This is a genomic window from Micromonospora sp. NPDC048040, from assembly GCF_055587185.1.
The window spans coordinates 211,190-236,474 of record NZ_JBVJGT010000003.1 but is presented as its reverse complement, the minus strand read 5'-3'; the positions used below and the strand labels follow the sequence as shown (position 1 = coordinate 236,474).

22 protein-coding genes are annotated in these 25,285 nt (G+C 73.8%); 11 read left to right on the top strand and 11 right to left on the bottom strand.

Going from position 1 to position 25,285, the window contains the following annotated elements:
- Positions 1 to 57: 57 nt before the first annotated feature.
- On the bottom strand, positions 58 to 702 hold the full coding sequence (locus tag ACZ6O2_RS05625) for a hypothetical protein (RefSeq protein WP_350707979.1): 645 nt from the start codon (positions 700 to 702) through the stop codon (positions 58 to 60).
- A gap of 31 nt (positions 703 to 733) precedes the next feature.
- Positions 734 to 1,189 carry an SRPBCC family protein gene (locus ACZ6O2_RS05620; protein WP_350707977.1) on the bottom strand — a complete coding sequence of 152 codons (456 nt, stop codon included), beginning with the start codon at positions 1,187 to 1,189 and terminating at the stop codon, positions 734 to 736.
- A 190-nt stretch (positions 1,190 to 1,379) separates the two neighbouring features.
- On the opposite strand from ACZ6O2_RS05620, the gene ACZ6O2_RS05615 reads away from it, so the two are divergent.
- The 5 genes from ACZ6O2_RS05615 to ACZ6O2_RS05595 all read left to right on the top strand — a co-directional run bounded on the left by ACZ6O2_RS05615 (position 1,380) and on the right by ACZ6O2_RS05595 (position 8,352).
- Positions 1,380 to 3,191 carry an AMP-dependent synthetase/ligase gene (locus ACZ6O2_RS05615; RefSeq protein WP_466022116.1) on the top strand — a complete coding sequence of 604 codons (1,812 nt, stop codon included), beginning with the start codon at positions 1,380 to 1,382 and terminating at the stop codon, positions 3,189 to 3,191.
- 14 nt (positions 3,192 to 3,205) lie between these two features.
- Positions 3,206 to 4,900: a sensor histidine kinase gene (locus ACZ6O2_RS05610; RefSeq protein ID WP_466022115.1), complete on the top strand. Its 1,695-nt coding sequence runs from the start codon at positions 3,206 to 3,208 to the stop codon at positions 4,898 to 4,900.
- A gap of 7 nt (positions 4,901 to 4,907) precedes the next feature.
- Entirely contained in the window at positions 4,908 to 5,576 is a 669-nt protein-coding gene (locus ACZ6O2_RS05605) for a response regulator transcription factor (RefSeq protein WP_007072219.1), read from the top strand.
- Between the two features lie 192 nt (positions 5,577 to 5,768).
- The gene (locus ACZ6O2_RS05600; RefSeq protein ID WP_466022114.1) at positions 5,769 to 6,578 is read left to right on the top strand and encodes an SAM-dependent methyltransferase; all 810 of its coding nucleotides are present in this window, start codon (positions 5,769 to 5,771) and stop codon (positions 6,576 to 6,578) included.
- Positions 6,571 to 8,352, top strand: coding sequence for a putative bifunctional diguanylate cyclase/phosphodiesterase (locus tag ACZ6O2_RS05595; RefSeq protein WP_466022113.1), 1,782 nt, complete (start codon positions 6,571 to 6,573; stop codon positions 8,350 to 8,352). The genes ACZ6O2_RS05600 and ACZ6O2_RS05595 overlap by 8 nt, the downstream gene beginning before the upstream one ends.
- 84 nt (positions 8,353 to 8,436) lie before the next feature.
- Here ACZ6O2_RS05595 and ACZ6O2_RS05590 read toward each other — a convergent pair whose 3' ends face one another.
- From ACZ6O2_RS05590 to ACZ6O2_RS05575, 4 genes are all read right to left on the bottom strand, one after another.
- The gene (locus tag ACZ6O2_RS05590; RefSeq protein WP_466022112.1) at positions 8,437 to 9,561 is read right to left on the bottom strand and encodes a glycosyltransferase family 4 protein; all 1,125 of its coding nucleotides are present in this window, start codon (positions 9,559 to 9,561) and stop codon (positions 8,437 to 8,439) included.
- Positions 9,558 to 10,817: a M48 family metallopeptidase gene (locus ACZ6O2_RS05585; protein ID WP_466022111.1), complete on the bottom strand. Its 1,260-nt coding sequence runs from the start codon at positions 10,815 to 10,817 to the stop codon at positions 9,558 to 9,560. The genes ACZ6O2_RS05590 and ACZ6O2_RS05585 overlap by 4 nt, the downstream gene beginning before the upstream one ends.
- Before the next feature lie 235 nt (positions 10,818 to 11,052).
- Positions 11,053 to 11,268: a hypothetical protein gene (locus ACZ6O2_RS05580; protein ID WP_466022110.1), complete on the bottom strand. Its 216-nt coding sequence runs from the start codon at positions 11,266 to 11,268 to the stop codon at positions 11,053 to 11,055.
- Between the two features lie 277 nt (positions 11,269 to 11,545).
- On the bottom strand, positions 11,546 to 13,132 hold the full coding sequence (locus tag ACZ6O2_RS05575; protein WP_466022109.1) for an NYN domain-containing protein: 1,587 nt from the start codon (positions 13,130 to 13,132) through the stop codon (positions 11,546 to 11,548).
- Positions 13,133 to 13,259: 127 nt separating this feature from the next.
- On the opposite strand from ACZ6O2_RS05575, the gene ACZ6O2_RS05570 reads away from it, so the two are divergent.
- From ACZ6O2_RS05570 to ACZ6O2_RS05550, 5 genes are all read left to right on the top strand, one after another.
- Complete coding sequence (locus ACZ6O2_RS05570) at positions 13,260 to 15,014, top strand: DEDD exonuclease domain-containing protein (RefSeq protein WP_466022108.1); 1,755 nt, start codon at positions 13,260 to 13,262, stop codon at positions 15,012 to 15,014.
- Positions 15,015 to 15,143: 129 nt separating this feature from the next.
- Positions 15,144 to 16,931, top strand: coding sequence for a RelA/SpoT family protein (locus ACZ6O2_RS05565; protein ID WP_350708038.1), 1,788 nt, complete (start codon positions 15,144 to 15,146; stop codon positions 16,929 to 16,931).
- A 55-nt stretch (positions 16,932 to 16,986) separates the two neighbouring features.
- On the top strand, positions 16,987 to 17,529 hold the full coding sequence (locus ACZ6O2_RS05560; protein WP_350686134.1) for an NUDIX domain-containing protein: 543 nt from the start codon (positions 16,987 to 16,989) through the stop codon (positions 17,527 to 17,529).
- A 77-nt stretch (positions 17,530 to 17,606) separates the two neighbouring features.
- Positions 17,607 to 18,455 carry a nucleotidyltransferase family protein gene (locus tag ACZ6O2_RS05555; RefSeq protein WP_466022220.1) on the top strand — a complete coding sequence of 283 codons (849 nt, stop codon included), beginning with the start codon at positions 17,607 to 17,609 and terminating at the stop codon, positions 18,453 to 18,455.
- Between the two features lie 36 nt (positions 18,456 to 18,491).
- A complete protein-coding gene (locus ACZ6O2_RS05550; protein WP_350707952.1) occupies positions 18,492 to 18,779 on the top strand; it encodes an Lrp/AsnC family transcriptional regulator in 288 nt (95 codons plus the stop codon).
- A gap of 81 nt (positions 18,780 to 18,860) precedes the next feature.
- On the opposite strand, the gene ACZ6O2_RS05545 is transcribed toward ACZ6O2_RS05550, so the two are convergent.
- The 5 genes from ACZ6O2_RS05545 to ctaE all read right to left on the bottom strand — a co-directional run bounded on the left by ACZ6O2_RS05545 (position 18,861) and on the right by ctaE (position 23,979).
- The gene (locus ACZ6O2_RS05545) at positions 18,861 to 19,517 is read right to left on the bottom strand and encodes a DUF4142 domain-containing protein (RefSeq protein WP_466022107.1); all 657 of its coding nucleotides are present in this window, start codon (positions 19,515 to 19,517) and stop codon (positions 18,861 to 18,863) included.
- A 178-nt stretch (positions 19,518 to 19,695) separates the two neighbouring features.
- On the bottom strand, positions 19,696 to 21,321 hold the full coding sequence (gene qcrB / locus ACZ6O2_RS05540; protein ID WP_350707948.1) for a cytochrome bc1 complex cytochrome b subunit: 1,626 nt from the start codon (positions 21,319 to 21,321) through the stop codon (positions 19,696 to 19,698).
- Entirely contained in the window at positions 21,318 to 22,406 is a 1,089-nt protein-coding gene (gene qcrA, locus ACZ6O2_RS05535) for a cytochrome bc1 complex Rieske iron-sulfur subunit (RefSeq protein ID WP_350707946.1), read from the bottom strand. Before qcrA ends, qcrB begins: the two co-directional genes overlap by 4 nt.
- 67 nt (positions 22,407 to 22,473) lie before the next feature.
- Positions 22,474 to 23,307, bottom strand: coding sequence for a cytochrome bc1 complex diheme cytochrome c subunit (qcrC, locus tag ACZ6O2_RS05530; protein WP_350707945.1), 834 nt, complete (start codon positions 23,305 to 23,307; stop codon positions 22,474 to 22,476).
- A 72-nt stretch (positions 23,308 to 23,379) separates the two neighbouring features.
- Complete coding sequence (ctaE, locus tag ACZ6O2_RS05525) at positions 23,380 to 23,979, bottom strand: aa3-type cytochrome oxidase subunit III (RefSeq protein ID WP_350707943.1); 600 nt, start codon at positions 23,977 to 23,979, stop codon at positions 23,380 to 23,382.
- A 108-nt stretch (positions 23,980 to 24,087) separates the two neighbouring features.
- On the opposite strand from ctaE, the gene ACZ6O2_RS05520 reads away from it, so the two are divergent.
- Positions 24,088 to 25,032, top strand: coding sequence for a cytochrome c oxidase assembly protein (locus ACZ6O2_RS05520; RefSeq protein WP_466022106.1), 945 nt, complete (start codon positions 24,088 to 24,090; stop codon positions 25,030 to 25,032).
- Positions 25,033 to 25,285: the final 253 nt, after the last annotated feature.

The following is a 25,285-nucleotide window of genomic DNA, read 5'->3' as shown; positions in this document are numbered from 1 at the left end:
TGTGCTGCCCGCGCCCGCGCCGCCGGACGACCGGCGCGTGGTCGGGATGTGCGATGGTCAGGCCGCGTCGCCTGGTGGGTGCTCGCCTGCGTCGCCGGGCGCCCGCGTCGCGGGCACCACGGGACGGTCGGCGGACGTCCGCACGGTCGCCGCGACGGCCGGCCCGGCGGCGTCGACGGGCGGTGCGGCGGCCGGGACGGCCACGTCCTCCGCCCGGGTGGCGGCGGACCAGACGTCCCGCTCCGCTGCCGGCTGAGAATCATGCCCGCTACGGGTGGCCTCGCGCCAGACGTGGTCGTCCGCCCCGTCCGGTTCGGCGGTCGACGCCGCTGCGGCGGCCGGCTCGGCGGGGGGCTCCGGCGGGGCGAACGCGCGCAGCAGGCTGGCCACGCCGGCGGCCAGGTCGCCGGCGCCGGTGGCGAGGCGCTCGGCGAATTCCGGACTCGGATCGCGCAACGCGGCGATGCCCCGACAGACCGGGCAGACGCAGCATTCCGGCCCGCCGGTGGCGAAGCCGCCCCCGGATCCCCCGGTCGGTTCGCCCGGGGCGGCGCTGTGACCGAGGACACCCGACACGATCCCACCGAGCGGACCCCACGGGCCCGTCCCGGAGCCGGACGTCGCGAGGCGCGCGCCGGCCAGCAGCGTGGCGACCAGCCGTTCCGCCTCTTCCCGGGCCGAACCCGGATCCGTTGCACCCATGGTCGGCTCCTCTACCCTGCCGCCGGACGCGTCACTGCGCCGCACCGGGTGCTTCTACCCGGCGCTTGAGCTGCTTCAACGCGGTATCCATGATCATTTTCTCGGCCTTGCGGCGGAACATCCCGAGCATCCCGACCGAGAGTTCGACCTCAAGGGTGTAGGTCACCGTCGTCGTGCCGTCCGGGTTGCCCACCAGGTCGTACGAGCCGCGCTGGGACTTCTGCATCTTCGAGGGCGCCACCAGGTGCCACTCGATCCGGGAGAGGTCCTCGGCGTACTCGTAGGCCAGCACGTACTCGTCGGCCATCACGCCGGCGTCGATGACGAACCGGACCTGGCTGGCGTAGCCGTCCTCGTACTCCTCGATCACCTCCGCCCGCCGCACCGCTTCGGTCCACTCGGGGTAGCTCGGGAAGTCGCAGACGACCGCCGCCACCCGTTCCGGTGGCGCGCCGACGACGATCGACTGGGTGGAGGAGTCCGCCATGGGGGGAGGCTACCCGGCGCCGGCCGCGCGTACGCCGCGCCGCCCCCGCACGCACCGGGGGCGTGTCCCGCGCCGGCGCGGGGAGCACCGGGGCCACCTGCCTATTCTGCCCGCCCGCCGAGGCGGGTAGGTTTCGACAGAGCCGACCCGTGGTGGCGGCCGGCACGGCCAGTGAGCACGAGGAGTGCAGGTGCGCGAGTTCTCCGTCCCGCCGATCGTCACCGTCGGCGACGCGGCCAACCTCACCGATCCGGTCTGGGAAAACGCCGAGGTCGCCCCGGACGCGGTCCAGTTCGTCCGCCCGAGCGGGGCGGCGGACGGCGGGACGGCCTGGGCCGACGTCACCTGCCGGCAGTTCCGCGACGAGGTCGTCGCGGCGGCCCGGGGCCTGGTCGCCGCCGGCGTCCAGCCGGGCGACCGGGTCGGCCTGATGAGCCGCACCCGCTACGAGTGGACCCTGCTGGACTACGCGATCTGGGCGGCCGGCGCGGTCACCGTGCCGATCTACGAGACCTCCAGCGCCGAGCAGGCCGCGTGGATCCTCGCCGACTCCGGTGCGGTGGCCTGCGTGGTGGAGAGCAGCGCCCACGCCACCCTGGTCGCGGGCGTGCGGGACCGGCTGCCCGAGCTGCGGCACCTCTGGCAGATCGACCTGGGCGCGGTGGACGACCTGGTCCGCTCCGGCGCGTCGGTCGACCCGACCGAGATCGACCGGCGGCGCGCCGCCGTACGCGCCGACGACCTCGCCACCGTCATCTACACCAGCGGCACCACCGGCCGCCCCAAGGGCTGCGTCCTCACCCACCGGAACATGTACGCCGACATCGCCAACGCGGTGCCGGTGCTGCCGAACCTCTTCCGGCCCGACGCGTCGACCCTGCTCTTCCTCCCGCTGGCGCACGCCTTCGCCCGGCTGATCCAGATCGGCGTGGTCCAGGCGCGGGCCACCATGCGGCACTGCTCGGATACCAAGAACCTGGTCGCCGAGCTGCAGGACTTCCGCCCCACCTTCGTGCTCTCGGTGCCCCGGGTGTTCGAGAAGGTCTACAACGGGGCCAAGCAGAAGGCCGAGGCGGACGGCAAGGGCAGGATCTTCGCCCGTGCCGAGCAGGTCGCCATCGCGTACAGCGAGGCCCTGGAGACCGCCGGTGGCCCCGGCCTGGCGCTGCGCGTGCAGCACGCGCTCTTCGACAGGCTGGTCTACCGCAAGCTGCGGGCGGCGCTCGGCGGCCGGTGCCGCGACGCCATCTCCGGCGGCGCTCCGCTCGGCGCCCGGCTGGGCCACTTCTTCCGCGGCATCGGCGTCAGCGTCTGCGAGGGGTACGGCCTGACCGAGACCTCCCCCGCCGCCGCCGCGAACCTGCCCGACGCCACCCGGATCGGCTCGGTCGGCCGGCCGCTGCCGGGCGTGACGATCCGGATCGACGACGACGGGGAGATCCTGATCTCCGGCGACCTGGTCTTCCGCGGCTACTGGCGCAACGAGGAGGCGACCGCCGAGGTGCTCAGCCCGGACGGCTGGTTCCGCACCGGCGACCTGGGTCACCTCGACGCCGACGGCTTCCTGAGCATCACCGGCCGGAAGAAGGAGATCATCGTGACGGCCGCCGGCAAGAACGTCGCCCCGGCCGTGCTGGAGGACCAGGTGCGGGCGCACCCGCTGGTCAGCCAGTGCCTGGTGGTCGGCGACCGGCAGCCGTTCATCGCCGCGCTGGTCACCCTCGACGAGGAGGCGCTGCCGCGGTGGCTGTCCTCCGTGGGGCTGCCGGCGGACACCCCGGTCGGGAAGCTGCGCGAGCACGAGGGGCTGCGGGCGGAGATCCAGGGCGCGATCGACACCGCCAACCAGGCGGTCTCCAAGGCCGAGGCGATCAAGGTGTTCCGGATCCTGCCCCGCGACTTCACCGAGGCGACCGGCGAGCTGACGCCGTCGCTGAAGGTCAAGCGCCAGGTCGTGCACAAGTCGTACGCGGCGGAGATCGCCGACATCTACCGACGCTGACTACCATCCGTCACGTGCCCGCCTCGACGCCCACCCGGCCCCAGCCGCATCCGCTCGCCGCCGCGGCGCGCGTGGTCATGCTGGCGCTCGTCGCCGTCCTGACCCTGTTCGCCACGCGCGACGTCACCCAGCTCTGGTGGGTGGCGCTGCTCGCCGCCGCCGGGCTGCCCGCGCTGCTGGCGCCCGAGCACCGGCTGGTCGGCCCGCTCAGCCGGGTGGCCGAGGTGGTGGTGCTGGGGCTGGCCGCGAGCCAGGTCGCCGCCGTCGCGACCATCGGGGGGGACGTCGGCGGGCTGGGCGCCTCCGCGGTGCTGCCCTACCTGGCGGTCCCGGTGACCGTCACCGCGCTGCGCCGCCGGTTCGCCGAGGGCGCCGCCCTGCTGGCGGTCACCGCGGCCACCCTGCTGGTGGCCGGCGCGCTCACCGGGGTCGACGGCGGCCGGCAGATCGGCCAGCTCGGCTACCTCGCGGTCTGCGCCCAGTGGCTGATCCTGGCCGGGCTCGGCCTCTACGCGGCCGGCACCCTGCACCGGCTGATGCAGGTCCGCAACGACGGCAAACCCCAGCCGTACGCCGAGGCCACCCGGCTGCTCACCCAGCTGCGCACGGTGGCGCGGCAGCTGCCCGGGGCCACCCTCGACCCGGGCGGCATCTCCGAGCACCTGCTCGAGGAGCTGCGCGCGGTGGCGCGGGCGGACCGGGCGGCGGTGCTGTCGGCCAGCGGCGGCGGCCGGCTCGTGGTGCTCGCCCAGGTGGGCGTGGACCGGGTGGACTGGGAGACGACGCTGGACGCGGACTCGGCGATCGCCGACGCGTGGGCCAGCCAGCAGCCGCACACCGCCGCCCGCTCGCAGGCCCGGTCGCACCGGGGCGGCGAGGTCTCCGCGCTGATCGTGCCGCTGGTGGCCGGGGTGCGCACGGTCGGCCTGGTGGTGCTGGAGGCGGACGCGGCGCAGGCGTACCCGGCCGGGGTGGTGTCCCGGGTGACCGGGCTGACCCGCCCGGCCGCGCTCCGGCTGGAGGCGGCGCTGCTCTTCGACGAGGTCCGCTCGCTGGCCACCAACGAGGAGCGGCAGCGGCTGGCCCGGGAGATCCACGACGGGGTGGCACAGGAGCTGGTGATGGTCGGCTACGGCATCGACAACGCCCTGGCCACCGTGCACGACGACGCCGAGGAGACCGCCGAGAGCCTGCGCGCGCTGCGCCACGAGGTGACCCGGGTGATCACCGAGCTGCGGCTGAGCCTGTTCGAGCTGCGCAGCGAGGTCGACCGGCACGGCGGGCTGGCCGCCGCGATCGCCGAGTACGCCCGCACGGTCGGCGCCTCCGGCGGACTGCGGGTCCACCTGTCCCTGGACGAGTCCACCGCCCGGCTGCCGGCCGCCACCGAGGCCGAACTGCTGCGCATCGCCCAGGAGGCGGTCACCAACGCGCGCAAGCACGCCGGAGCCGCGAATCTGTGGGTCACCTGCGAGGTCGACCCCCCGTACGCCCAGATCGAAGTGTCGGATGACGGTCAGGGAATCGCTGACCAGCGCTCGGACGGGCACTACGGTCTTGCGATCATGGCCGAGAGGGCGGAACGTATCCGGGGCCGGTTGGAGATCAGGCCGCGGCAACCGAGCGGCACGACCGTCGCGGTGGTGCTCGGCTCGTCGCCCCGGCGCGATAACGTGCGCGGTAGCGTAGCGGCAGCAGAAGGGGAGTAACCCGAGGATGACCACAAGTCCGACACCGGCGACCCGTACCAAGGTCCTCCTTGTCGACGATCACGACCTGATCCGCAAGGGCCTGCGGCACGCGTTCGAGCGTGACCGGCAGTTCGAGGTCGTCGGCGAGGCCGCCACGGCGGCGGAGGGCGTACGCCAGGCCGGTGCGCTGCAGCCGGATGTGGTGATCATGGACCTGCGGCTGCCCGACGGCAGCGGCCTGGAGGCCACCCGAGCGCTGCGCAAATCGAGCGCCTCGATGGGCATCGTCGTGCTCACCATGTACGCCGGCGACGACCAGCTCTTCGGCGCCCTGGAGGCCGGGGCGAGCGCCTTCGTACCCAAGACCGCGCCGGCCGACGAGGTCGTCGCCGCCGCCCGGCACGCCGCCTCCTCCCCCAGCGCCTTCACCGCCGCCGACCTGGCCGAGGCGATGAAGCGCCGGCTGGCCCCGTCCGGGCCGCAGCTGTCCCCCCGCGAGGGCCAGGTGCTGCGGCTGCTCGCCGACGGGATGAGCGTGGCGGGCATCGCCAAGCAGCTCTTCGTCAGCGAGTCCACCGCCAAGACCCACATCTCGAAGCTCTACGAGAAGCTGGGCGCGGCCAACCGGGCACAGGCGCTGATGACCGCGCTGCGGCTGGGCCTGCTCGAGGCTCCGGACGCCCCGAAGTTCTGAACGGTTCCCTCCGGGGAGCCCAGCGACGCACCACCGACAGGCCCGCGCCCGCCGACGCCGGCGCGGGCCTGCCGGCGCATCGATCGACGTCGTCACCTTGCGGGGCGGCGCGCTATGGTCTCCCCGCCGGGCAACCGGCAGAATACCGGCGCGGGCAACGGCGTCCGCACCGCCGACACGAGGGGTGAGCGCATGCAGCGGCCGGACTGGGCACCCGACGAGATCGACATCGAGCGCCCCAGCGTGGCCCGCATGTACGACTACTACCTCGGCGGCTCGCACAACTTCGCGGTGGACCGGGCGGCGGCCCAGGCGATGGTGGCCGCCGTGCCGGAGGCGCCGCTGATGGCGCAGGCCAACCGGGCCTTTCTGCGCCGGGCGGTGCAGTTCCTCCTCGACGCCGGCGTCCGACAGTTCCTGGACATCGGCTCGGGCATCCCCACCGTCGGCAACGTGCACGAGATCGCCCAGCGCGAGGCCCCCGACGCCCGGGTCGTCTACGTCGACGTGGACCCGGTGGCGGTGGCGCACAGCCGGGAGATCCTCGACGGCAACGACCGCGCCGCGGTGGTGCAGGAGGACCTGCGCCATGCCGAGCGCATCGTCGCCCACCCCGAGGTCCGCCGGCTGCTCGACTTCGACCGGCCGATCGCCGTGATGATCGTGGCGGTGCTGCACTTCGTGTCCGACGACGACCGGCCGGCCGAGCTGCTGCGGACACTGCGCCAGGCGCTGGCGCCGGGCAGCTACCTGGTGCTCTCGCAGGCCAGCGCCGACGGCCGCGGCGACGAGGAGCGGGCCGACGCCGAGCGCGTCTACCGGCGCACCGACAATCCCCTGTGGATCCGCAGCCGGGGCGAGCTGACCGCGTTGTTCGACGGCTTCGCGCTGGTCGAGCCCGGCGTGGTCTGGGTGCCGCAGTGGCGCCCGGAGTCCGCCGACAGCGCCGAGTACGCCGAGCGGGCGGCCTTCATCGGCGGCGTCGGGCGGCTCGATGGGTGAGCCGCCGGGGGCCGCGGCCCTCGCCGTGCCGCCCGGGACGACCGTGGGGCATCCGTCGCGCCCGGGGGCGTTCGCCCGGGCGTGGGCCAAGGCCGTCTCCGGCACCAGTTACCTGCCGATGACCCAGGCAGAGCTGGAGGCGCTGCTGCAACGCCTCACCGACCAGCTCGCGGCGGCGCTGCTGTCCGACCCGTTCGACCTGCGGGTCGGGCACCGCGTCGGCACGGAACTGGTGGCCGCGCACATCGCGTCGCCCGAGGCGCTGGGGCGTACGGTCGAGGTCGTCCAGCTCCGACTGGCCCGCGACCTCGGGCTGGTCGGCGAGGAGGTCGGGGACCGGCTGGCCCGGCTGCTGGCCGCGGTGTCCATCGGGTACTCCCGGGCACTGCGGGACCGGACGCTGGACGAGCAGGAGTCGATCCGGCGGGCCGCGATGACCGCCCGGGCGCAGGCGGAGCGGGCGCTGCGCGCCAGCGAGGCCCGCTTCCGCCACCAGGCGACCCACGATCCGCTGACCGACCTGCCCAACCGCGCGCTGTTCACGGAGCGGCTGAGCGCCGCGATCGACTCCCCCGGCCCGGGCGGGGAACGCATCGGGGTCTGCTTCCTGGACCTGGACCGGTTCAAGGTGGTCAACGACTCGCACGGGCACCAGGTCGGCGACGGGCTGCTGGCCACCGTTGCCGACCGGCTCCGCCGGGCCATCGACGGGCATCTGGTGGCCCGGCTCGGCGGCGACGAGTTCGTCGTCCTGGTCGAGCACACCACCGGCACCGACGACGTCGTCGCCGTGGCGGAGGCGGCGCTGGCGGCGGTGCGCGCGCCGGTGCTGGTGGACGGGCACGAGCTGTGCGTCTCGGCGAGCATCGGCATCGTGGAGCGGCAGGTCGCCGGCACCTCCCCCGGTGACCTCATGCGGGCGGCCGACAGCACCCTGCACTGGGCGAAGGCCGCCGGCGGCGCCCGCTGGGCGCTCTACGACGCCGACCGCGACCGCCGGGAGCTGGCCCGGTACGCGCTCTCCGCGGCCATCCCGGCCGCCCTGGAGCGGGGCGAGTTCTACCTCGACTACCAGCCGCTGACCTCGCTGCGCGACGGTCGGGTGGTCGGCGTGGAGGCGCTGGTGCGTTGGCGCCACCCGGAGCTGGGCGTCCTGCGACCGGACAGCTTCATCGGCCTGGCCGAGGAGACGGGGCTCATCGTCCCGCTCGGCGGGTGGGTGCTGGCCGAGGCGTGCCGGCAGGCGGGTAGCTGGTCCGCCGGAGTCGCGACGGCCCCGTTCGTCAGCGTCAACCTGGCGGTACGGCAGGTCCGCCGACCCGGCCTGGTCCAGGAGGTCCGCGGGCTGCTGCGGCGCACCGGCCTGCCGCCGGAGCGGCTCCAGCTGGAGATCACCGAGAGCACCATGATGAGCACCGCCGAGGAGCCCGTCCGGGCGCTGCGGGTGCTGGCCGACCTCGGCGTCCGGATCGCCATCGACGACTTCGGCACCGGCTACTGCAACCTGGCGTACCTGCGGGACCTGCCGGTGACCGAGCTGAAGGTGGCCGGTCAGTTCGTGGCCGGGCTGCGCGCGCCGGAGAGCCGGGCCGACGAGCGGATCCTCGCCTCGCTCGTGTCCCTGGCGCACGCGCTGGACCTGACCGTCACCGCCGAGGGCGTGGAGACCGCCGGGCAGGCGGAGCGGCTGCGGGCGATCGGCTGCGACGCCGCCCAGGGCTGGCACTTCGGCCGCCCGGACTCGGCCGAGCGCCTCCTGGAACGCCTCCGCTGACCGCCGGCCACCCCTGCCCCTACCGACCACTGTCGACCTGCCCCACGGGACGGGGCACCCAGCCAGGCGGGCACCAGCCGGGCGTCAGCCGGCCAGCAGGGCCGCCATCCGCCGCGCCTGGGTCTCCCAGCGCCACTCCCGCTCCACCCATGCGCGACCGGCCGCGCCGAACTGGCGGGCCAGATCCCGGTCGGCGAGCAGCGCGGCCACCCGGTCGGCGAGCTGGGCGACGTCCCGCCCACGCACCACGAACCCGGTCTCGCCCTCGCGGACGGCGTCCGGCGCGCCGCCGGAGTCGCCGGCCACCACCGGCAGGCCGGTCGCGGAGGCCTCCAGGTAGACGATCCCGAGCCCCTCGACGTCCAGCCCCCGGTTGCGGGTGCGGCACGGCATCGCGTAGACGTCGCCGGCGGCGTAGTGGGCGGGCAGTTCGGCGGACGGCACCGAACCGGTGAAGACCACGTCCCGCTCGACCCCCGCCTGGCGTGCCAGCTTCTCCAGCGTGGCCCGGTAGGGCCCGCCGCCGACCACCAGCAGCGCGGCGTCGGGCACCCGCCGGCGGATCTCGGGCATCGCCCGGATCAGCATGTCCTGGCCCTTGCGCGGCACCAGCCGGGAGACGCAGACCACCACCGGGCGGTCGGCCAGGCCGAGCCGACGCCGCACCGGTTCGCCGTCGACGGACGGGTGGTAGGTGTCCACGTCCACCCCGGGCGCGAGCCGGTGCAGCTCGGTCACCCCGTGCAGCGCCCGCTCCAGCCGCACCCTGGTGTACTCGCCCAGGTAGGTGGTCACGTCCACGCCGCGACCGATCCGGCGCAGCGCGGCCCGGGCGCCCGGCAGCGCGGCCCAGCCGACCTCGTGGCCGTGGGTCTGCGCCACCGCCCGGCGGATGCCCGCCCGGCGCCGCAGGCCGGCGGCGAGCAGCCCGAGGGGGGCCGCCGCGCCGAACCACACGGTGTCGCAGTCGTACGCCCGGGCCAGTCGGGCGGCCCGGCGGGCCACCAGCGGGGTGGGCAGCAGCACGCCGGTGCGCTCCCGGACCACCTCGAAGGGCTGGTCGGCGTCGAACTTCTCCGCGCCGCGCCAGGTCGAGGCGTAGACGACCACCGAGCCGGCGGGCTGGCGCACCGCGAGGTTGTGCACGAAGGACTGGATGCCGCCCGGGCGGGGCGGGAAGTCGTTGGTGATCAGCAGCGTACGGCTCATCGGCCGGCCTCCCTGGCGTGGGCGCGGGCGGCGGCCATCCGCTCGACCGTGGACGGGTGCGTGGCGGAGTAGAGGTATTCCCAGCGCGGCGGATCGGGGTCGGCCAGGTTGATCCCGGCGAGCCGGCGCTGCATCGCCTCGAAGGCGGCCGGGTCGCCGGTCAGGGCCAGCGCGTGCGCGTCGGCGCGTGCCTCCACCCGCCGCGACATCAGCGCCTGCACCGGGGTGGAGACCAGCCCGGCGACCGTCACCAGGGCGATCAGCAGGGGGAATGCGCGCGGTTGGGCGACCGAGTCGACGCCGGCCAGCCGCAGCAGCGGGCCGGAGGACCCGATCAGGTAGAGCGCGACCACCGCGGCGGCGGCGCCCAGCGCCCCGGTCAGCGTGCCGACCGCCACGTCGCGGTCCTTGGCGTGCCCCAGCTCGTGCGCCACGACGGCGGTCACCTCGGCCGGCGTCGCCTCGCGCAGCAGCGTGTCGTAGACGACCACCCGCCGGGTCGGCCCGAGGCCCGAGACGTACGCGTTCACCGCCCGGGTGCGCCGCGACGCGTCGGCGACCAGCACGTCGCGCACGGGGACGCCGTCGCGGGCCGCCATCGTCATCAGCTCGGTGCGCAGCGGGCCCTGCTCCATCGGGGTGAACCTGTTGAACACCGGCTCCACCAGCACCGGCAGCACGAAGGAGAGCAGCACCACCAGGGTCGCCGCGCCGGCCGCGCCGAACGCCCACCACCAGCGCGGCGACAGCCGGATGACGGTGTAGAAGCCGAGCAGCGCCACCGCGCCGATGACGGCGCTGACCGCGTACGACTTGAGCAGGTCGACGGTCCAGCCGCTCCAGCCGTTGGTGGCGAGCCCGTAGCGGGTGAGCACGCTCTGGCGCCAGGCGGCGAACGGAAGGGTGACCAGGTCGGCGACGAGCACCACGGCGAGCCCGCCGAGCACGGCCTGGGCGATCCAGTGGCCGCCGAAGGGGCGGCCGGCCAGCTCGACCAGCCGGCTGCCCAGCGGGGTGAGGCCGAGCGCCAGGGCGACCAGCAGGCCGACGCCCAGCGCGGCCCAGCCGGCGGGGCGCAGCGCCGAGCGGAACTCCCGGCCGCGGGCCACCTGGTCGGTGGGGAGGTCGCCCAGCGCGGCGAGCTGGTCGGCGCGGGGTGCCGGCGGTCGGTGCCACGGGATCAGCAGCGCCGCCGCGACCACCAGGGCCACGGTGAGCCCGACGAGGCTCAGCACCGCCCAGCCGCGCGGAGTCACCTGGTCACCCCGCCGCGCCGTACCCGCGTCATCCCACCGCTCCTCCCGCCGTGAGCGCTCATCCTATTGCCCGCGCGTCTCCTCCCTCCGGCCGCGCCGTCATGGCGCCACATGACGCCATCGCGCTGGTCGGCTGTCTCCGGGCGCGGTTCAACGACCGCGAACTGTCCCGCTGGTCCCTCCTGCCCGCGCCCGACCCGGTCGAGGCGCGGACGGTGATCGATCGACCCGCGGGTCAGGCCACCCTGGGGCGGCCGCGCCGGGGGCGGCCGGCGGGACGCCGGGGCTCGGGCAGCACCTCCACGTCGAACCCGGCGCGCGCGAACACCTCGATCGCCCGGACCTCGGCGCCGCCCAGCCCGTCGGCCGGCGACGTGTCGAACAGGGCGGTCACCAGGCAGTCGGCGCAGCCGTCGCCCCGCACACCGCACCCGTCGCAGTCGATGAGCATCTCGCCTCCTGATGCGCAGCGGCGGCGGGCGGGACGCCGACGTCACCACCCGACCACCGTCGGTCATCCCGACGCTACGGGAGGGGTGCGACAGAAACGGACAACCGGTCGCGGACGCCCCCGAACCCGATCAAGCGGTCCGCCGCCAACCGCCGGGTCGCGGCTTTCGCCGAGCACGCGGCGAATCAGTAGGCACGCCGGACCGGGGACGCGCTGCCGGATGGTGCAGGGGCTCGCCCGGTCGGCGGGTTCACCACCACGGCGGTGGCGGCGGCGATCAGGAGCGGGCCAGGCGGCGCAGCAGCGAGTCGGCGCCGAGCGGGTACGCGCCATGCCGGCGTACGCCGTCGGCGACCTCCCGGTCGGAGGAGACCACCACCACCGGCCGGCCCGGCGGCTCGGCGCGGACCAGGCGCCGGATCAGCTCGTCGGCGGTCTCGCCCTTGCGGGAGAAGAGCACCCGGACCCCGCGCGGCGACGGGGGCAGCCCGTGCATCCGTTCCGCGCCGTCGAAGACCACGGTGACCTCGTCGCCGGTCTGCGCGGCGATCCCGCCCAGGCCGGTGATCAGCCGCTTGCGCTGCTGCTCCAGCGACATCTCGCCGAAGCCGCGCTTGGTGACGTTGTAGCCGTCGACGACGAGGTGCGCCCGGGGCAGGGCCAGCAACTGGTCGAGGCGGGCGGGGTCGTCGGTGTCCCGGGCGCGGGTGGCGGCGCCGGCCGCCGGAGCGGCGGTCTGGTCGGCGAAGGCGTCGGCGACGAAGTCGGCGGGCAGCTTGTCGACCGGGTCCAGCGCCAGCTCGCGGCGCAGCCCGACGGCCGCCTGCCCGATGGTCTCCAGCAGCAGCCACAGCCGGGCGTCGTCCACCGACCGGGCCTCCTTGGCGCTGGCCCGGGCGACCCCGGCCGCCGCCTCCGCCTCGGCCAGCCGGGCCCGGACCCGGCGCAGCTCGGCGTCGGCGTCCGCCGCCGCCCGGGCGGCCCGGCCCCGCTCGGTGGCCAGCAACTCGTTGGCCTTGCGCTCGCGGGCCTGCGTCTCGCGCAGCGACCGGCCCAGCTGCCGGCTCTCCTCGCGCAGCTGCCCGAGCTCCTCGCGCACCCGGGCCAGCTCGTCGCGGAGCTTCTCCGCCTCCACCCGGGCCACCGCCCGGTCGTGCTCGGCGCGGGTGGCCCGCTGCTCGGCCTCGCGGACCAGCTCGGCGACGACCGCGCTGTCGGCCTCCGCGCGGACCGCCGCGCCGCTGGCCTCGATCAGCTCCCGCCACCCCCGGGGCCGGGCCAGGTAGGCCAGCGCGGCCACCTCGACCGGGTCGGCGGCGGCGGGCGCGGTGCCTTCGAGCACCGCCGCACCCAGGTCGCCGGTGTCGGCGAGCACCCGGGCGGTGATCCGCTGCCGGAACAGCGGGTCACCGGTGAGCTGGGCGGCGATCGCCGGGGCGCCGAGCCGGGCCCGGCGGTTGGGGGCGAACTTGGCGACCCGGCGCAGCGGCACCGGCACCTCGTCGGCGGGCAGCCCGGGCAGCACGGCGGCGGTGAGCGCCACGATCCGCTGGCGGACCGGCTCGGGCAGCACGGGTTCCGGCTCGGGCGCGGACCCGTCGTCCGCCGACCCCTCGGGTGCGGATCCCTCACGCGCGGAACCGTCGTCCGCCGGCTGCTCGGGCGTGGACCCGTCGTCCGCCGGGCCGTCGGCGACGACCTCCTCGGCCGCCTCGCGACCGGGCTCGACACCGGCCGCCTCAGGCCCCGGCTCGACCGCCGCGGGCAGAGCGCCCTCGTCGGGGCCGGCCCCACCGGCGTCGCGCACGGTGTCGACCGGCTCCTCCTGCGGGAGGCGGTCGTCGTGCGGCTCGGTGAGGGGCATGTGGCAAGTCTCCCACCGCGACCGGGCCCACCGCCCGGTGAGTGAGCCGATCTCTCATCCTAGACCGGTGGCGACGGCTGGTGCCGGTGGGACGGGAGTGTCGGACCGGGACGCTAGCGTGCCGCCGATGGCACAGACGGAGTACGTCCAGGAGCCGCTGGCCGGCTTCGACCCGGGCGCGGGCGGGATCGATCCCGCGCTGCCGCTGTACGCGACGACGTTCGTGGTGGTCGACCTGGAGACCACCGGCGGCGCGCCGGACGGCGGCGGGATCACCGAGATCGGCGCGGTGAAGGTGCGCGGCGGCGAGGAGCTGGGCGTGCTGGCCACCCTGGTCAACCCGGGCGTGCCCATCCCACCGTTCATCACGGTGCTCACCGGCATCACGCAGGCGATGCTGGTCCCGGCCCCGCCGATCGAGCAGGTGCTGCCGAGCTTCCTCGAGTTCGTCTCCGACGCCGTGCTGGTCGCCCACAACGCCCCCTACGACGTCGGCTTCCTGAAGGCCGCGTGCGCGAAGCACGGCTACCGCTGGCCCAATCCCCGGGTGCTCGACACCGCCGCGCTGGCCCGCCGGGTGCTGACCCGCGACGAGGTGCCCAACCGCAAGCTCGGCACGCTCGCGGCCTACTTCCGCACCGCCACCCAGCCGACCCACCGGGCGCTCGACGACGCCAAGGCCACCGTCGACGTGCTGCACGGGTTGATCGCCCGGCTCGGCGGGCACCGGGTCGACACGATCGGCGACGCCATCGAGTTCGCCCGGGCGGTCACCCCGACCCAGCGGCGCAAACGGCACCTGGCGGAGGGGCTGCCCAAGGCACCTGGGGTCTACATCTTCCGGGCCGCCGACGACCGGCCGCTCTACGTCGGCACCTCCGGCGACATCGCCACCCGGGTGCGCAGCTACTTCACCGCCGCCGAGAAGCGGGCCCGGATCTCCGAGATGCTCGCCGCGGCCGAGCGGGTGGAGGCGGTCGAGTGCGCCCACTCGCTGGAGGCGGAGGTCCGCGAGCTGCGGCTGATCGGGGCGCACGCGCCGCCGTACAACCGGCGGTCGAAGTTTCCGGAGCGGGCGGTCTGGCTGAAGCTGACCGACGGTCCCTACCCCCGGCTCTCGGTGGTCCGGGACATCGCCCCCGGCGACGCCGGCTACCTCGGCCCGTTCAGCTCCCGCCGGGCGGCGGAGCTGGCCGCCGCCGGCTTCCACGACGCCGTCCCGCTGCGGCAGTGCACCCACCGGCTCTCGCTGCGCACGGTCACGCCGGCCTGCGCGCTGGCCGAGCTGGGCCGCTGCCCGGCGCCCTGCGAGCACCGGATCACCCCGGAGGAGTACGACGTCCGCGCCGTCGCGCCGTTCCGCACCGCCACCGCCAGCGACCCGCAGCCGGTGGTCGACGCGCTGCTGGCCCGGATCGAGGTGCTCTCGCGCGACCAGCGCTACGAGGAGGCGGCGGTGGTGCGTTCGCGGCTGGCCGCCGTGCTGCGGGCGACGGTGCGGATGCAGCGGCTGGCCGCGCTGACCGGGATCGCCGAGCTGGCCGCGGCCCGCCCGGCGGCCCGGGGCGGCTGGGAGCTGGCCCTCGTGCGGTACGGCCGGCTGGCCGGGGCGGGGGTGTCCCCGCCCGGCGTCCACCCTCGACCGACGATCGCCGCGATCCGGGCGACCGCCGAGACGGTGCCGCCCGGCCACGGCCCGGTCCCGCACGCCTCCGCGGAGGAGACCGAACGCATCCTGTCCTGGTTGGAACGGCCCGAGACCCGGCTGGTCGAGATGTCCTCCGGATGGGCTTCCCCGGTGGCGGGCGCGGCGCGTTTCCGCGACCTGTTGAGCAAGGCCGAGAGCGCCGCGTCCCACCAACTCTCGACCGAACGCTCATGACCAAGTGTCCGATCGGACGACGTCGACTCGCTTAGGCTGTTAGAGAAGTGCAGTCCTGCCCGTTTCGTGGGCCTGCTCCCGGTTGCCGGTTCCCGGCGGCCGTGGGGCCGGGGTGAGGAGGTGTCCCACGTGGACGTCGACGCCGGACGCGGCGCCGCCCTGGGGGGCGCCCTTCCGACCCAACCGGGCGAGCTGCCGTTGGCCCGCCGGCTCCGGTCGCTGCTGAGCTGGCCCACCGCCGACACCGACCCGGTGAACCACCTCGTCCGGACTCATCGGACGATCCACCCGGGCACCGAGCCCTCCGTGCTGCGTCGGGCCTACACCATCGCGGAGAACATGCACCGCGGGCAGTTCCGCAAGAGCGGCGAGCCCTACATCACCCATCCGCTGGCGGTGGCCCAGATCTGCGCCGAGATCGGCATGGACGCCACCACCCTGGTCGCCGCGCTGCTGCACGACACCGTGGAGGACACGCGCTACACGCTCCAGGCTCTCGCGGAGGACTTCGGGCGGGAGGTGGCGCACCTGGTCGACGGGGTGACCAAGTTCGACAAGGCGTTCTACGGCAAGGCCGCCGAGGCCGAGACGATCCGCAAGATGATCATCGCGGCCGGCAAGGACGTCCGGGTCCTGATCATCAAGCTGGCCGACCGGCTGCACAACATGCGCACCCTGGGCGTCCGGTCCGCCGCGTCCCGGGAGCGGATCGCCCGCAAGACGCAGGAGGTGCTGGTCCCGCTCTGCGACCGGCTGGGCATCCAGTTGCTCAAGCGGGAGCTCGACGACGTGGTGCTGCTGCACCTGGAGCCGGAGGAGCACGCCCGCATCGCCCGGCACGTGCACGACCGGCCGGGCTGGGACGCGTACCTCGACGAGGTGGTCGCCCGGGCGAAGTCGGTGCTGCGCCGAAACCGGGTCGACGCCGAGGTGACCCCCCGCCCCCGGCACCTCTACTCGATCTGGAAGGACACCGTGGCCGGCAGCCACGCCGCCCCCTACGACCTGCCCCGCATCGCGATCGTGGTGGACGGCCCGGCCACCGACTGCTACGCGGCGCTGGGCGCGGTCCACGGCCTTTGGCGGCCGGTCCCCGGCCGGTTCAAGGACTTCATCGCCTCCCCGAAGAACAATCTCTACCGCTCCCTGCACACCAGCGTCTGCGGGCCGAGGGACCGCACCGTGGAGGTGCTGATCCGCACCGAGGAGATGCACCGCTCGGCCGAGTACGGCGTCGCCGCCGACTTCCGCTTCCCCCGGCCGGGCGGCACGGCCGCCTGCGCGGAGCAGCTCGACTGGCTGCGCCGGGTGCTCGACTGGGAGCAGGACGCGGCCGACCCGGCACAGTTCCTCGAGTCGCTGCGCTGCGACCTCGCCGAGACCCAGATCCAGGTCTTCGCCGACGGGCGGCAGATCGTGCTGCCGGCCGGGGCGACCCCGGTCGACCTCGCGTACGAGCTGGGCACCGACCGTGGCGACCACTGCCTGGCGGCGCGGATCAACGGCCGGCTGGCTCCGCTCTCCTCCGCGCTGGAGGAGGGCGACGTGGTGGAGATCTTCACCGAGACCGACGCGGCGAACGGCTTCGACGCCGACGTCGCCCCCCGCGGCCCGCGCCGGGAGTGGCTCGGCTTCGTCAAGTCGCCGCACGCGCAGATGCAGATCAGCCGGTGGTTCGCCGAGCACACCGAGCCGGGCATCTCCATCACCGACAAGGTCCGCCTCGGCCGGGCCACCATCGGGCTGGCGCTGCGCAAGCACGACCGCGGGCTGGCCAGCGACCTGCCGCTGCTGCGGCTGTCGGAGGAGCTGGGCTACCCCGACCTGGAGACGCTGCTGGTCGCGGTCTTCGACCGGGTCATCGAGCCGGACACGGTCGTACGCCAACTCATCGACCTGGTGGACCACCGGCAGTGACCGCCCGTCGGGCCCGGGTCGTCCGAACGTTCCTCGGGGCCACTAGCCTGGAGTCATGATCCCCCGCTCGCGCGCCACCGGCCGGGCCGTCGCCTACCAGGTCTTCTACCGGCTGCCGCTGCCGGTGCGCCGCCGCCTGGTCCGGCTGGCCGTGCCGAAGTACATCGTCGGCGCGGTCACCCTCGTCCGCGACGCCGAGGCCGAGGGGGCGGGGCGGCTGCTGCTGCTGCGCCAGCCGCCCGGCCGGGGCTGGGGGCTGCCCGCCGGCCTGTTGCAGAAGGGCGAGGCGCCAGTCGTCGGAGCCGCCCGGGAGTTGTACGAGGAGTCCGGCATCCGGCTCTCCCCCCGCCAGCTGAGCCCCGCCGTCCCCAACGCGATCGTGCACGCCAAGGGCTGGGTGGACGTGGTGTTCACCGCCGAGGTGCCGGCGTCGACCACCGAGCTGAAGGTCGACGGCGCCGAGGTCTTCGAGGCCGCCTGGCACCCGCTGGACGACCTGCCCAAGCTGACCTGGCCGACCGCCCGGCTGCTCGCGTACTACGACATCGGGCCGCTGGCCGGACAGTTCCCGCCCCCGGTGCCCGACACGCGGCCGTGAACGCCGACCGGGCCGACCGAGCGGCCGCCACGGCCGACCGGGCCTACGCCGCCGCCGTCCCGGTCGACGTCTGCGCGGTGGTGCTCGCCGCCGGCGAGGGCACCCGGCTGCGGCCGCTGACCGAGCGGCTGCCGAAGGCGCTCTGCCCGGTGGGCAACGTGCCGCTGCTGGACCGGGCGCTGGGCCGGCTGGCCGGGCTCGGCCTGTTCGGGCCGGCCCGGGTCGCGGTCAACGCCTGCTACCTCGGCGCACAGGTCGTCGCGCACGTCGGGGACCGCGCCCACCTGTCGGTCGAGCCGGGCGCGCCGCTGGGCACCGCCGGCGGGGTGGCGAACCTGCGGGACTGGATCGCCGGGCGCGGGGTGCTGGTCGGCAACGCCGACGCCTACCTCGCCGACCCCGCGCGACCCCCGGGGCCGGACATCGCCGCGCTGCTGCGCGACTGGGACGGCGACTCCGTACGCCTGCTCGGCCAGCCCGCCGCCGACCCGCGGGCGCCGGGCACCTTCGACGGCCACGTGTTCACCGGCTTCTCGCTGCTGCCGTGGCGGCTGGTGCGGGAGCTGCCGATCGGGTTCGGCGACCTCGTCCGGGCGGTCTGGCGCCCGGCGGAGGCGGCCGGCGCGCTGACCGTCGTGCCCTATTCCGGCACGTTCTACGACACCGGCACCCCGGCCGACTACCTGGCGGCCAACCTGCACGCGGCCGGCGGCGGCAGCCTGGTGGCGCCCACGGCCACGGTGACCGGGCGCTGCCGGGCGGCGGTGGTCGGCGCCGACGCGGTCGTCCAGGGCGACGTGGAGCGTGCCGTCATCTGGCCGGGCGCCACCGTCGGCCCCGGCGAGCGCCTGCGCGACGCGATCCGCGCGGGCGCCGCCCTCACCGTCCCCGCCACACCCCCCGTCCCGGGGCCCGGGAACATCTAGCATGGGCGACGACGCCGACGAACGGAGAAATGTCCCGTGATCACCGCGATCGTGCTGATCGACTGCGCCACCGACTCCATCCCCGAGGTGGCCGAGGCCCTGGCCGCCCTCCCCGGCGTCAGCGAGGTCTACTCGGTGGCCGGCCACGTCGACCTGATCGCCGTGGTCCGGGTGCGGGAGTTCGACCAGATCGCCAAGGTGATCGCCGGCAGCATCTCCAAGGTGCCGGGGGTGCTGAACACCGAGTCGCACATCGCGTTCCGGGCGTACTCCCAGCACGACCTGGAGGAGGCGTTCGCGATCGGGCTCGCGAACGCCGACTGACCACGGACGCCGGCCGGGCCGGGGCGGGCGTGCGACGGCCGGTCCACCCACTGGTGGACCGGCCGTCGTGGTACGGCGACGTCAGCTCTGCGTGGGAGCCGGCGTCTCGGTGGTGGTGCCGCCCGGAGCCGGCGACTCGGTGGTGCCGCCCGGAGCCGGGGTCCCGGTGGTGCCACCCGGGCTCGGCGTGGCGGTGCCGCTGGCCTGCGGAACCGGGATGCCCAGCTGCTCGGCGAGCTGGACCAGCGCGTCGTAGTGCGCCTGCAGGGTCGGCAGGGCGGTCTGGGCCAGCTGGACCACCGTCTGGTCGGAGCCCTGCGAGATCTCCGTCTGGGTGGCCTGGATGGCCTGGACGTGGCCGGCCAGCTCGCTGGTCACCCAGATCCGGTCGAACTCCTCGCCGCTGGCGTTGTTGAGCTGGTCGAGTACGGACTGCTGGTCCGCGGTGGGCTCGGCCGGCAACTGCACCCCGAGCTGGGACGCGGTCTGCTGCACCGTCTGGTCGAGCTGCGTGTGGTCCGTCTTGAACCGGGCACCCAGGTCCTTGACCCCCTGGTTCTGACCCTTCTGCTGGGCCAGGTCACCCGCGGTGATCTCGAACATGTTCACCTGGTGCATGGCCTGCAGGTACTGGGTGTCCTGCTGCGACGGCTGCACCGCGGCCTGCGCCGCCGCTGCCGGCGCGATTCCCACCAGCACCAGCGCGGCCAGCAGGCCGAGGCGTTTGATACCCAACATGCTTCCTCCCCCTCGAGACGTTGGACCGCACGGATACCCGGCTGACCGGGGTTATTCCTGCGATCCCCGCCCCCGGGGGCGACGGACGACACGCCACGCGCGGACCCGTGGGAGGGGCGGAAACGGACGTGGCGCCCACCGGAGGACTCCGGTGGACGCCACGTCGGGTGTCGCGAGATCAGCGACGGCTCTCGCCGCTGCCGACCTGCTCCCGGTCGGGCCGCGGCTCGACCGGCGGGTGGCCCGGCGAGACCGGCGCCTCGGCCGGCTTCTCGATCGGGTAGAAGAAGCCCCGGATGGCCGGGCCGAGGGCCCCGAGCCGGTTCATCTTCTTCGGCACGACCCAGCCGGCGTACTCGAGCCCGCCGTGGCCGTCGTGGTCCCCCGCGCTGAGCGGCTGGTGCACCTCTTCGAACCGGCCGTCGGGCAGCCGCCGGATGATGCCGGTCTCGACGCCGTGGGCGAGCACCTCACGGTCGTGCTGCTGCAGACCGAGGCAGATCCGGTAGGTGAAGTAGTACGCCAGCGGCGGGAGCACCAGCAGGCCGATCCGGCCGGCCCAGGTCATCGCGTTCAGGCTGATCATGAACTTGTCGGCGATGACGTCGTTGGCGCCGGAGAGGGTCAGCACGATGAAGAACGCGATGGCCATGGCGCCCGCCGCGGTGCGCGCCGGCACGTCCCGGGGCCGCTGGAGCAGGTTGTGGCTGCGGGTGTCCTTGAGGCGCCGGGCCTCCAGGAACGGGTAGAGCGTGGAGAGCCCGACCAGGATGCCCGGCAGCACCACCGTCGGCCAGAACAGCGGCGGGATCACGTACCCGTCGCCGATCGGGATGTTGATCTCCCAGGCCGGCATCAGGCGGGTCGAGCCGTCGAGGAACATGACGTACCAGTCGGGCTGGCTGGCGGCCGAGACCACCCACGCCTCGTACGGGCCGAACAGCCAGATCGGGTTGATCTGGAACAGACCGCCCATCAGCGCGATCACGCCGAAGACGACCATGAAGAAGCCGCCCTGCTTGATCGCGTAGCGGGGGAACATCCGCTCGCCGACCACGTTGCCGTTGGTCCGGCCGGGACCGGGCCACTGGGTGTGCTTCTGCTTGAAGACCAGGCCCAGGTGGACGCTGATCAGCGCGACCAGCAGACCCGGGATGAGCAGCACGTGGGCGATGTAGAACCGGCTGATGATGATGGTGCCGGGGAACTCCCCGCCGAAGATCGACGAGGTGACCCAGGAGCCGATCACCGGGATGGAGAGCATGATCGCCGAGGCGATCCGCAGGCCGGTGCCGGAGAGGCCGTCGTCCGGCAGCGAGTAGCCGGTGAAGCCGGCCAGGAAGCCGACCCAGAACAGCAGCGAGCCGATGATCCAGTTCGTCTCACGCGGCTTGCGGAACGCGCCGGTGAAGAAGACCCGGAGCATGTGCACCACGATCGCGGCCATGAACAGCAGCGCCGACCAGTGGTGCATCTGCCGCATGATCAGGCCGCCGCGGACGTCGAACGAGATGTCCAGGCTGGAGGCGTACGCGGCTGACATCGGCGTGCCCCGCAGCGGGGCGTAGCTGCCGTTGTAGACCACCTCGGTCATCGCCGGCTCGAAGAAGAAGGTCAGGAAGACACCGGTCAGCAGCAGGACGATGAACGAGAAGAGCGCGATCTCGCCGAGCAGGAAGGACCAGTGGTCCGGGAAGACCTTGTTCAGCAGCCGGCGGAGCGGGGTGGCCACCTGGAAGCGGTCGTCCACTCCCCGGGCGGCGTTGCCCGGCACAGCTGCCATGTCAAACTTGCGCCGCTTCACGGCCGCTCCCAGAAGTCGGGCCCGACGGTCTCGGTGTAGTCGGACTTGGCCACGAAGTAGCCCTCGGAGTCCACCTCGATCGGCAACTGCGGCAGTCGCCGGCTGGCCGGACCGAAGATGGGCCGGGCGTTGTCGGTGATCAGGAACTGCGACTGGTGGCACGGGCAGAGCAGACGGTTGGTCTGCTGCTCGTACAGGCTCGCCGGGCAGCCGGCGTGCGTGCAGATCTTCGAGTAGGCGGCGTAGTTGCCCCACATGTAGTCGCCGTGCCCGACCCGCTCGTTGGCCCGGCGCGACTCCTGCGCGTCGCTGTCCCGCAGGTGGATCAGCAGGGTCGGCGAGTCGGCGTGCAGGTTGCTCACGCCGTGGTCGATGCCGGGGAAGACCGTGATCTGGCCGCCGGTGCTGATGTCCGCCGGGCGGACCGGACGGCCGTCCTCGCGGACCAGCCGGACCTTGCCGCCGCCCTCGGTCGGGGCGAACCCGGTGGTGAACATCTGGTTGTTCTTGTGCGGCTGGGAGATCAGGCCACCGACCAGGGGCGCGGCGACCACCGCGCCGACCGGCGCGAGACCGGCCAGCAGCGAGATGCCGAGCAGCGGCCGGCGCTTCACGCCCAGCTCGTCGGCCATGTAGAGCATGGTCTGGCCGGTGATGATCCGGTCGTCCTCGCTGACGGCGCCCTCGTGCCGGTCCTGGATCGAGACCTCCTTGGGCAGCAGCTTCTTGCCCCAGGTCAGGATGCCGAAGCCGACGCCGAGCAGGGCCACGCCGAGGGTGACGCCGAGCAGCGGGGTGTACCACGTGTCGCCGCCGCGGCCGGGAGCGTACTCCCAGGGCCACCAGATGTAGACCACCAGGAAGGCGGTCGCCGCCAGCCCGGTCAGCAGGAAGAACGACGCGACCGTGCGGGTCAGCCGGCGCTCGGCCTTGCTGCCCGGGGCGACCTGCGGCTCGTAGTGGACGATCTCGATGTCGTCCCGGCGCGCGCCCTCGCGGACGATGTCGAACTGGCTGAGCCCGGGGGTCGTCACGTCGAGCGGTTCCCGGCCCTGCTGGGCCTGGTGCTCGGTGTGCGTGGTCATGCCGTCACCTCGCTACGGGCGGTGCCGGACCCCGGCACCACAGCACTGAATCGAATGATCCGCCCGGTCACGACTTCCCCGCGATCCACAGGCTCGCGAAGACGAGCGCGACGATGCCGACCAGGAAGATCGCCAAGCCCTCGGTGGACGGCCCGTACCGACCGAGGTTGAAGCCACCCGGGTCCTGGTCGTGCTTCAGGGTCTGCTGGATGTAGGCGATGATGTCCGCCTTCTGCTCCGGGGAGATCTGGTTGTCGCCGAAGACCGGCATGTTCTGCGGGCCGCTCAGCATCGCGGCGTAGATCTGCCGGTCGCTGGCCGGGTGCAGGCTCGGGGCGTACTTGCCGGAGGACAGGGCGCCGCCGCTACCGCCGAAGGCGTGGCACTGCGCGCAGTTGATCCGGAACAGCTCGCCGCCGGCGGCGACGTTGCCGTCGGCGTGGAGGTTCTCGCCGTCGGGCAGGACCGGACCGCCACCGAGCTCCTGGATGTACTGCGCGAGCTGGCGGGTCTCCTCGTCGGTGAACAGCTCCGGCTTGCGCTCCGCCTGGGCCTCCTGGCGGGCCATCGGCATCCGGCCGGAGCTGACCTGGAACTCGACCGAGGCCGCGCCGACGCCGATCAGGCTCGGCCCACGGCCCTCGACGCCCTGGGCGTTGCGACCGTGACAGGTCACGCAGCTCACGTCGAACAGCGCCTTGCCTTCCGCGGCGGCGCCGGTGAGCGGGGCGTCCTGCGCCTGCACGCCGGGGGCGAAGACGGTGTAGGCGCCGCCGGCCAGCATCAGCGCGGCGAGCAGCCGGACCGCGGCACCCAGCCGGCGGCGGCCCCTGCTGCGCGCCGCGGGCCGCTCGCGCAGCCGCGCGAGCAGACCGCGTCGGCGGTCGTTGTCAGAAGTCATGACCTGTGTCCTTAACCGGTTGGACCTTGTCTCAGGGGACGGAGCAGCGGCGCGGTTCGTGACGCGCCAAGATCACTGAAGCCAGTAGATCATGGCGTAGAGCCCGATCCACACGACGTCGACGAAGTGCCAGTAGTAGGACACGACGATCGCCGACGTGGCCTGCGCCGGGGTGAACCGGCCCATGGTCGTGCGGATCATGAAGATGATGAAGGCGATCAGACCGCCGGTCACGTGCAGACCGTGGAACCCGGTGGTCAGGTAGAACATCGACCCGTACCCGTCCGAGTTGATCTTGATGCCCTCGTGCACCAGCTCGCGGTACTCGTTGACCTGACCGAGCACGAAGATCAGGCCCATCACGAAGGTGATCGTGAACCAGCGCCGCAGGGCGTGGACGTCACCCTTCTCGGCAGCGAAGACACCGAGCTGGCAGGTCACCGACGACAACACCAGGATCACCGTGAAGGTGGTCGCGTACGGGATGTTGAGCACCTCGGTGTGCTTCGCCCACAGCTCGGGCGCCGCCGCGCGGATGGAGAAGTACATCGCGAACAGCGCCGCGAAGAACATGAGTTCACTGGAGAGCCACACGATCGTCCCGACGCTGACCATGTTGGGTCGGGTCAGGGAGTGGATCCGGCTCTTGTCAATGGCTGGGGCCGCAGTCACGCGGTCATTATTGCCCTTGACCGGGGCCGGCGATCAGCGGGGTGGCAAACCCGTGGCATCGGCAGCCCGATCGGGGTCGTCCGGTTCGCCTGACCTAGGCTGAAAAGCGTGCTGCACGTCGATCCGATCTCCACCGCAACCTCGGCCGCCGCGCCGACGGTGCTCGCGGCCACCCCGCCGCCGTTCACCGTCACCTCCGTGTTCACCGAGACCCGGCTGGACAGTTGGCTGGCCGTCGGCCTGGTGCTGGCCGCCGGCATCTACCTCTACGGGGTGCACCGGCTCCGGCTCCGGGGCGACCGGTGGCCGGTGGCCCGGACGGTGTTCTTCCTCGGCCCCGGCCTCGGCGGGATCGCGGCGGTCACCGTCAGCGGCCTGCACGCGTACGACACGGCGCTGCTGTCGGTGCACATGGTCCAGCACATGGTGCTCTCCATGATCTCGCCGATCTTCCTCGCGCTGGGCGCGCCGGTGACGCTGGCCCTGCGCACCCTGCCGCTGCGACCACGCAAGCGGCTGCTGGCGATCGTGCACAGCCGGGTCGCGCGGATCTACAGCTACCCGCTGGTGGCGTTCACCATCTTCGTGGTCAACCCGTTCGCGCTCTACTTCACCGACCTGTACCGCTACACGCTCGAGCACGCGTGGGCGCACGAGGTCGTGCACGCGCACTTCATCATGACCGGCTGCGTGTTCTTCTGGCCGCTGCTCGGCCTCGACCCGCTGCCGGGGCGCTGGCCGTACCCGGGCCGGGCGCTGCTGATGCTGCTCTCCGTGCCGTTCCACACGGTGCTCGGGCTCACCATCATGCAGAGCAGCACGCTCTTCGGCGGCGACTGGTACCCGTCGCTCGGGCTGACCTGGTCCGACCCCTGGGAGGACCAGGTGGTCGCCGGCGGCATCCTCTGGGCCGGCGGCGAGTTCGTCAGCGTCACGATGCTGGCCGTGCTGGTCGTGCAGTGGATGCGCCACGCCGAGCGGGAGACCCGCCGGATCGACCGCGAGCTGGATCGCCAGGAGGCCCGCCAGCGCGCCGCGGAGTCCGCCGCCTGACCTGCGCGGACGGTACGCCCCGGCGCCCCCGACGGGCGGACGTCACGCACCTCACACCGACGGGTAGGATCAGCGGGCAGTAACGAGGTGGGAGCCTGTCCAGGCAATGAGTGAGCGCAGCGAGCGAATCACCAAGCGCAGTGCGACGGTGCCTCATGACGGCACCGCTCACAGTCCGATCCCCGGCCGAGGCCGTGGCGGCGCTGTGGGATCCACCGGCGCGGCCTGGACTCGGACCGTTCGGCGAAGCGGA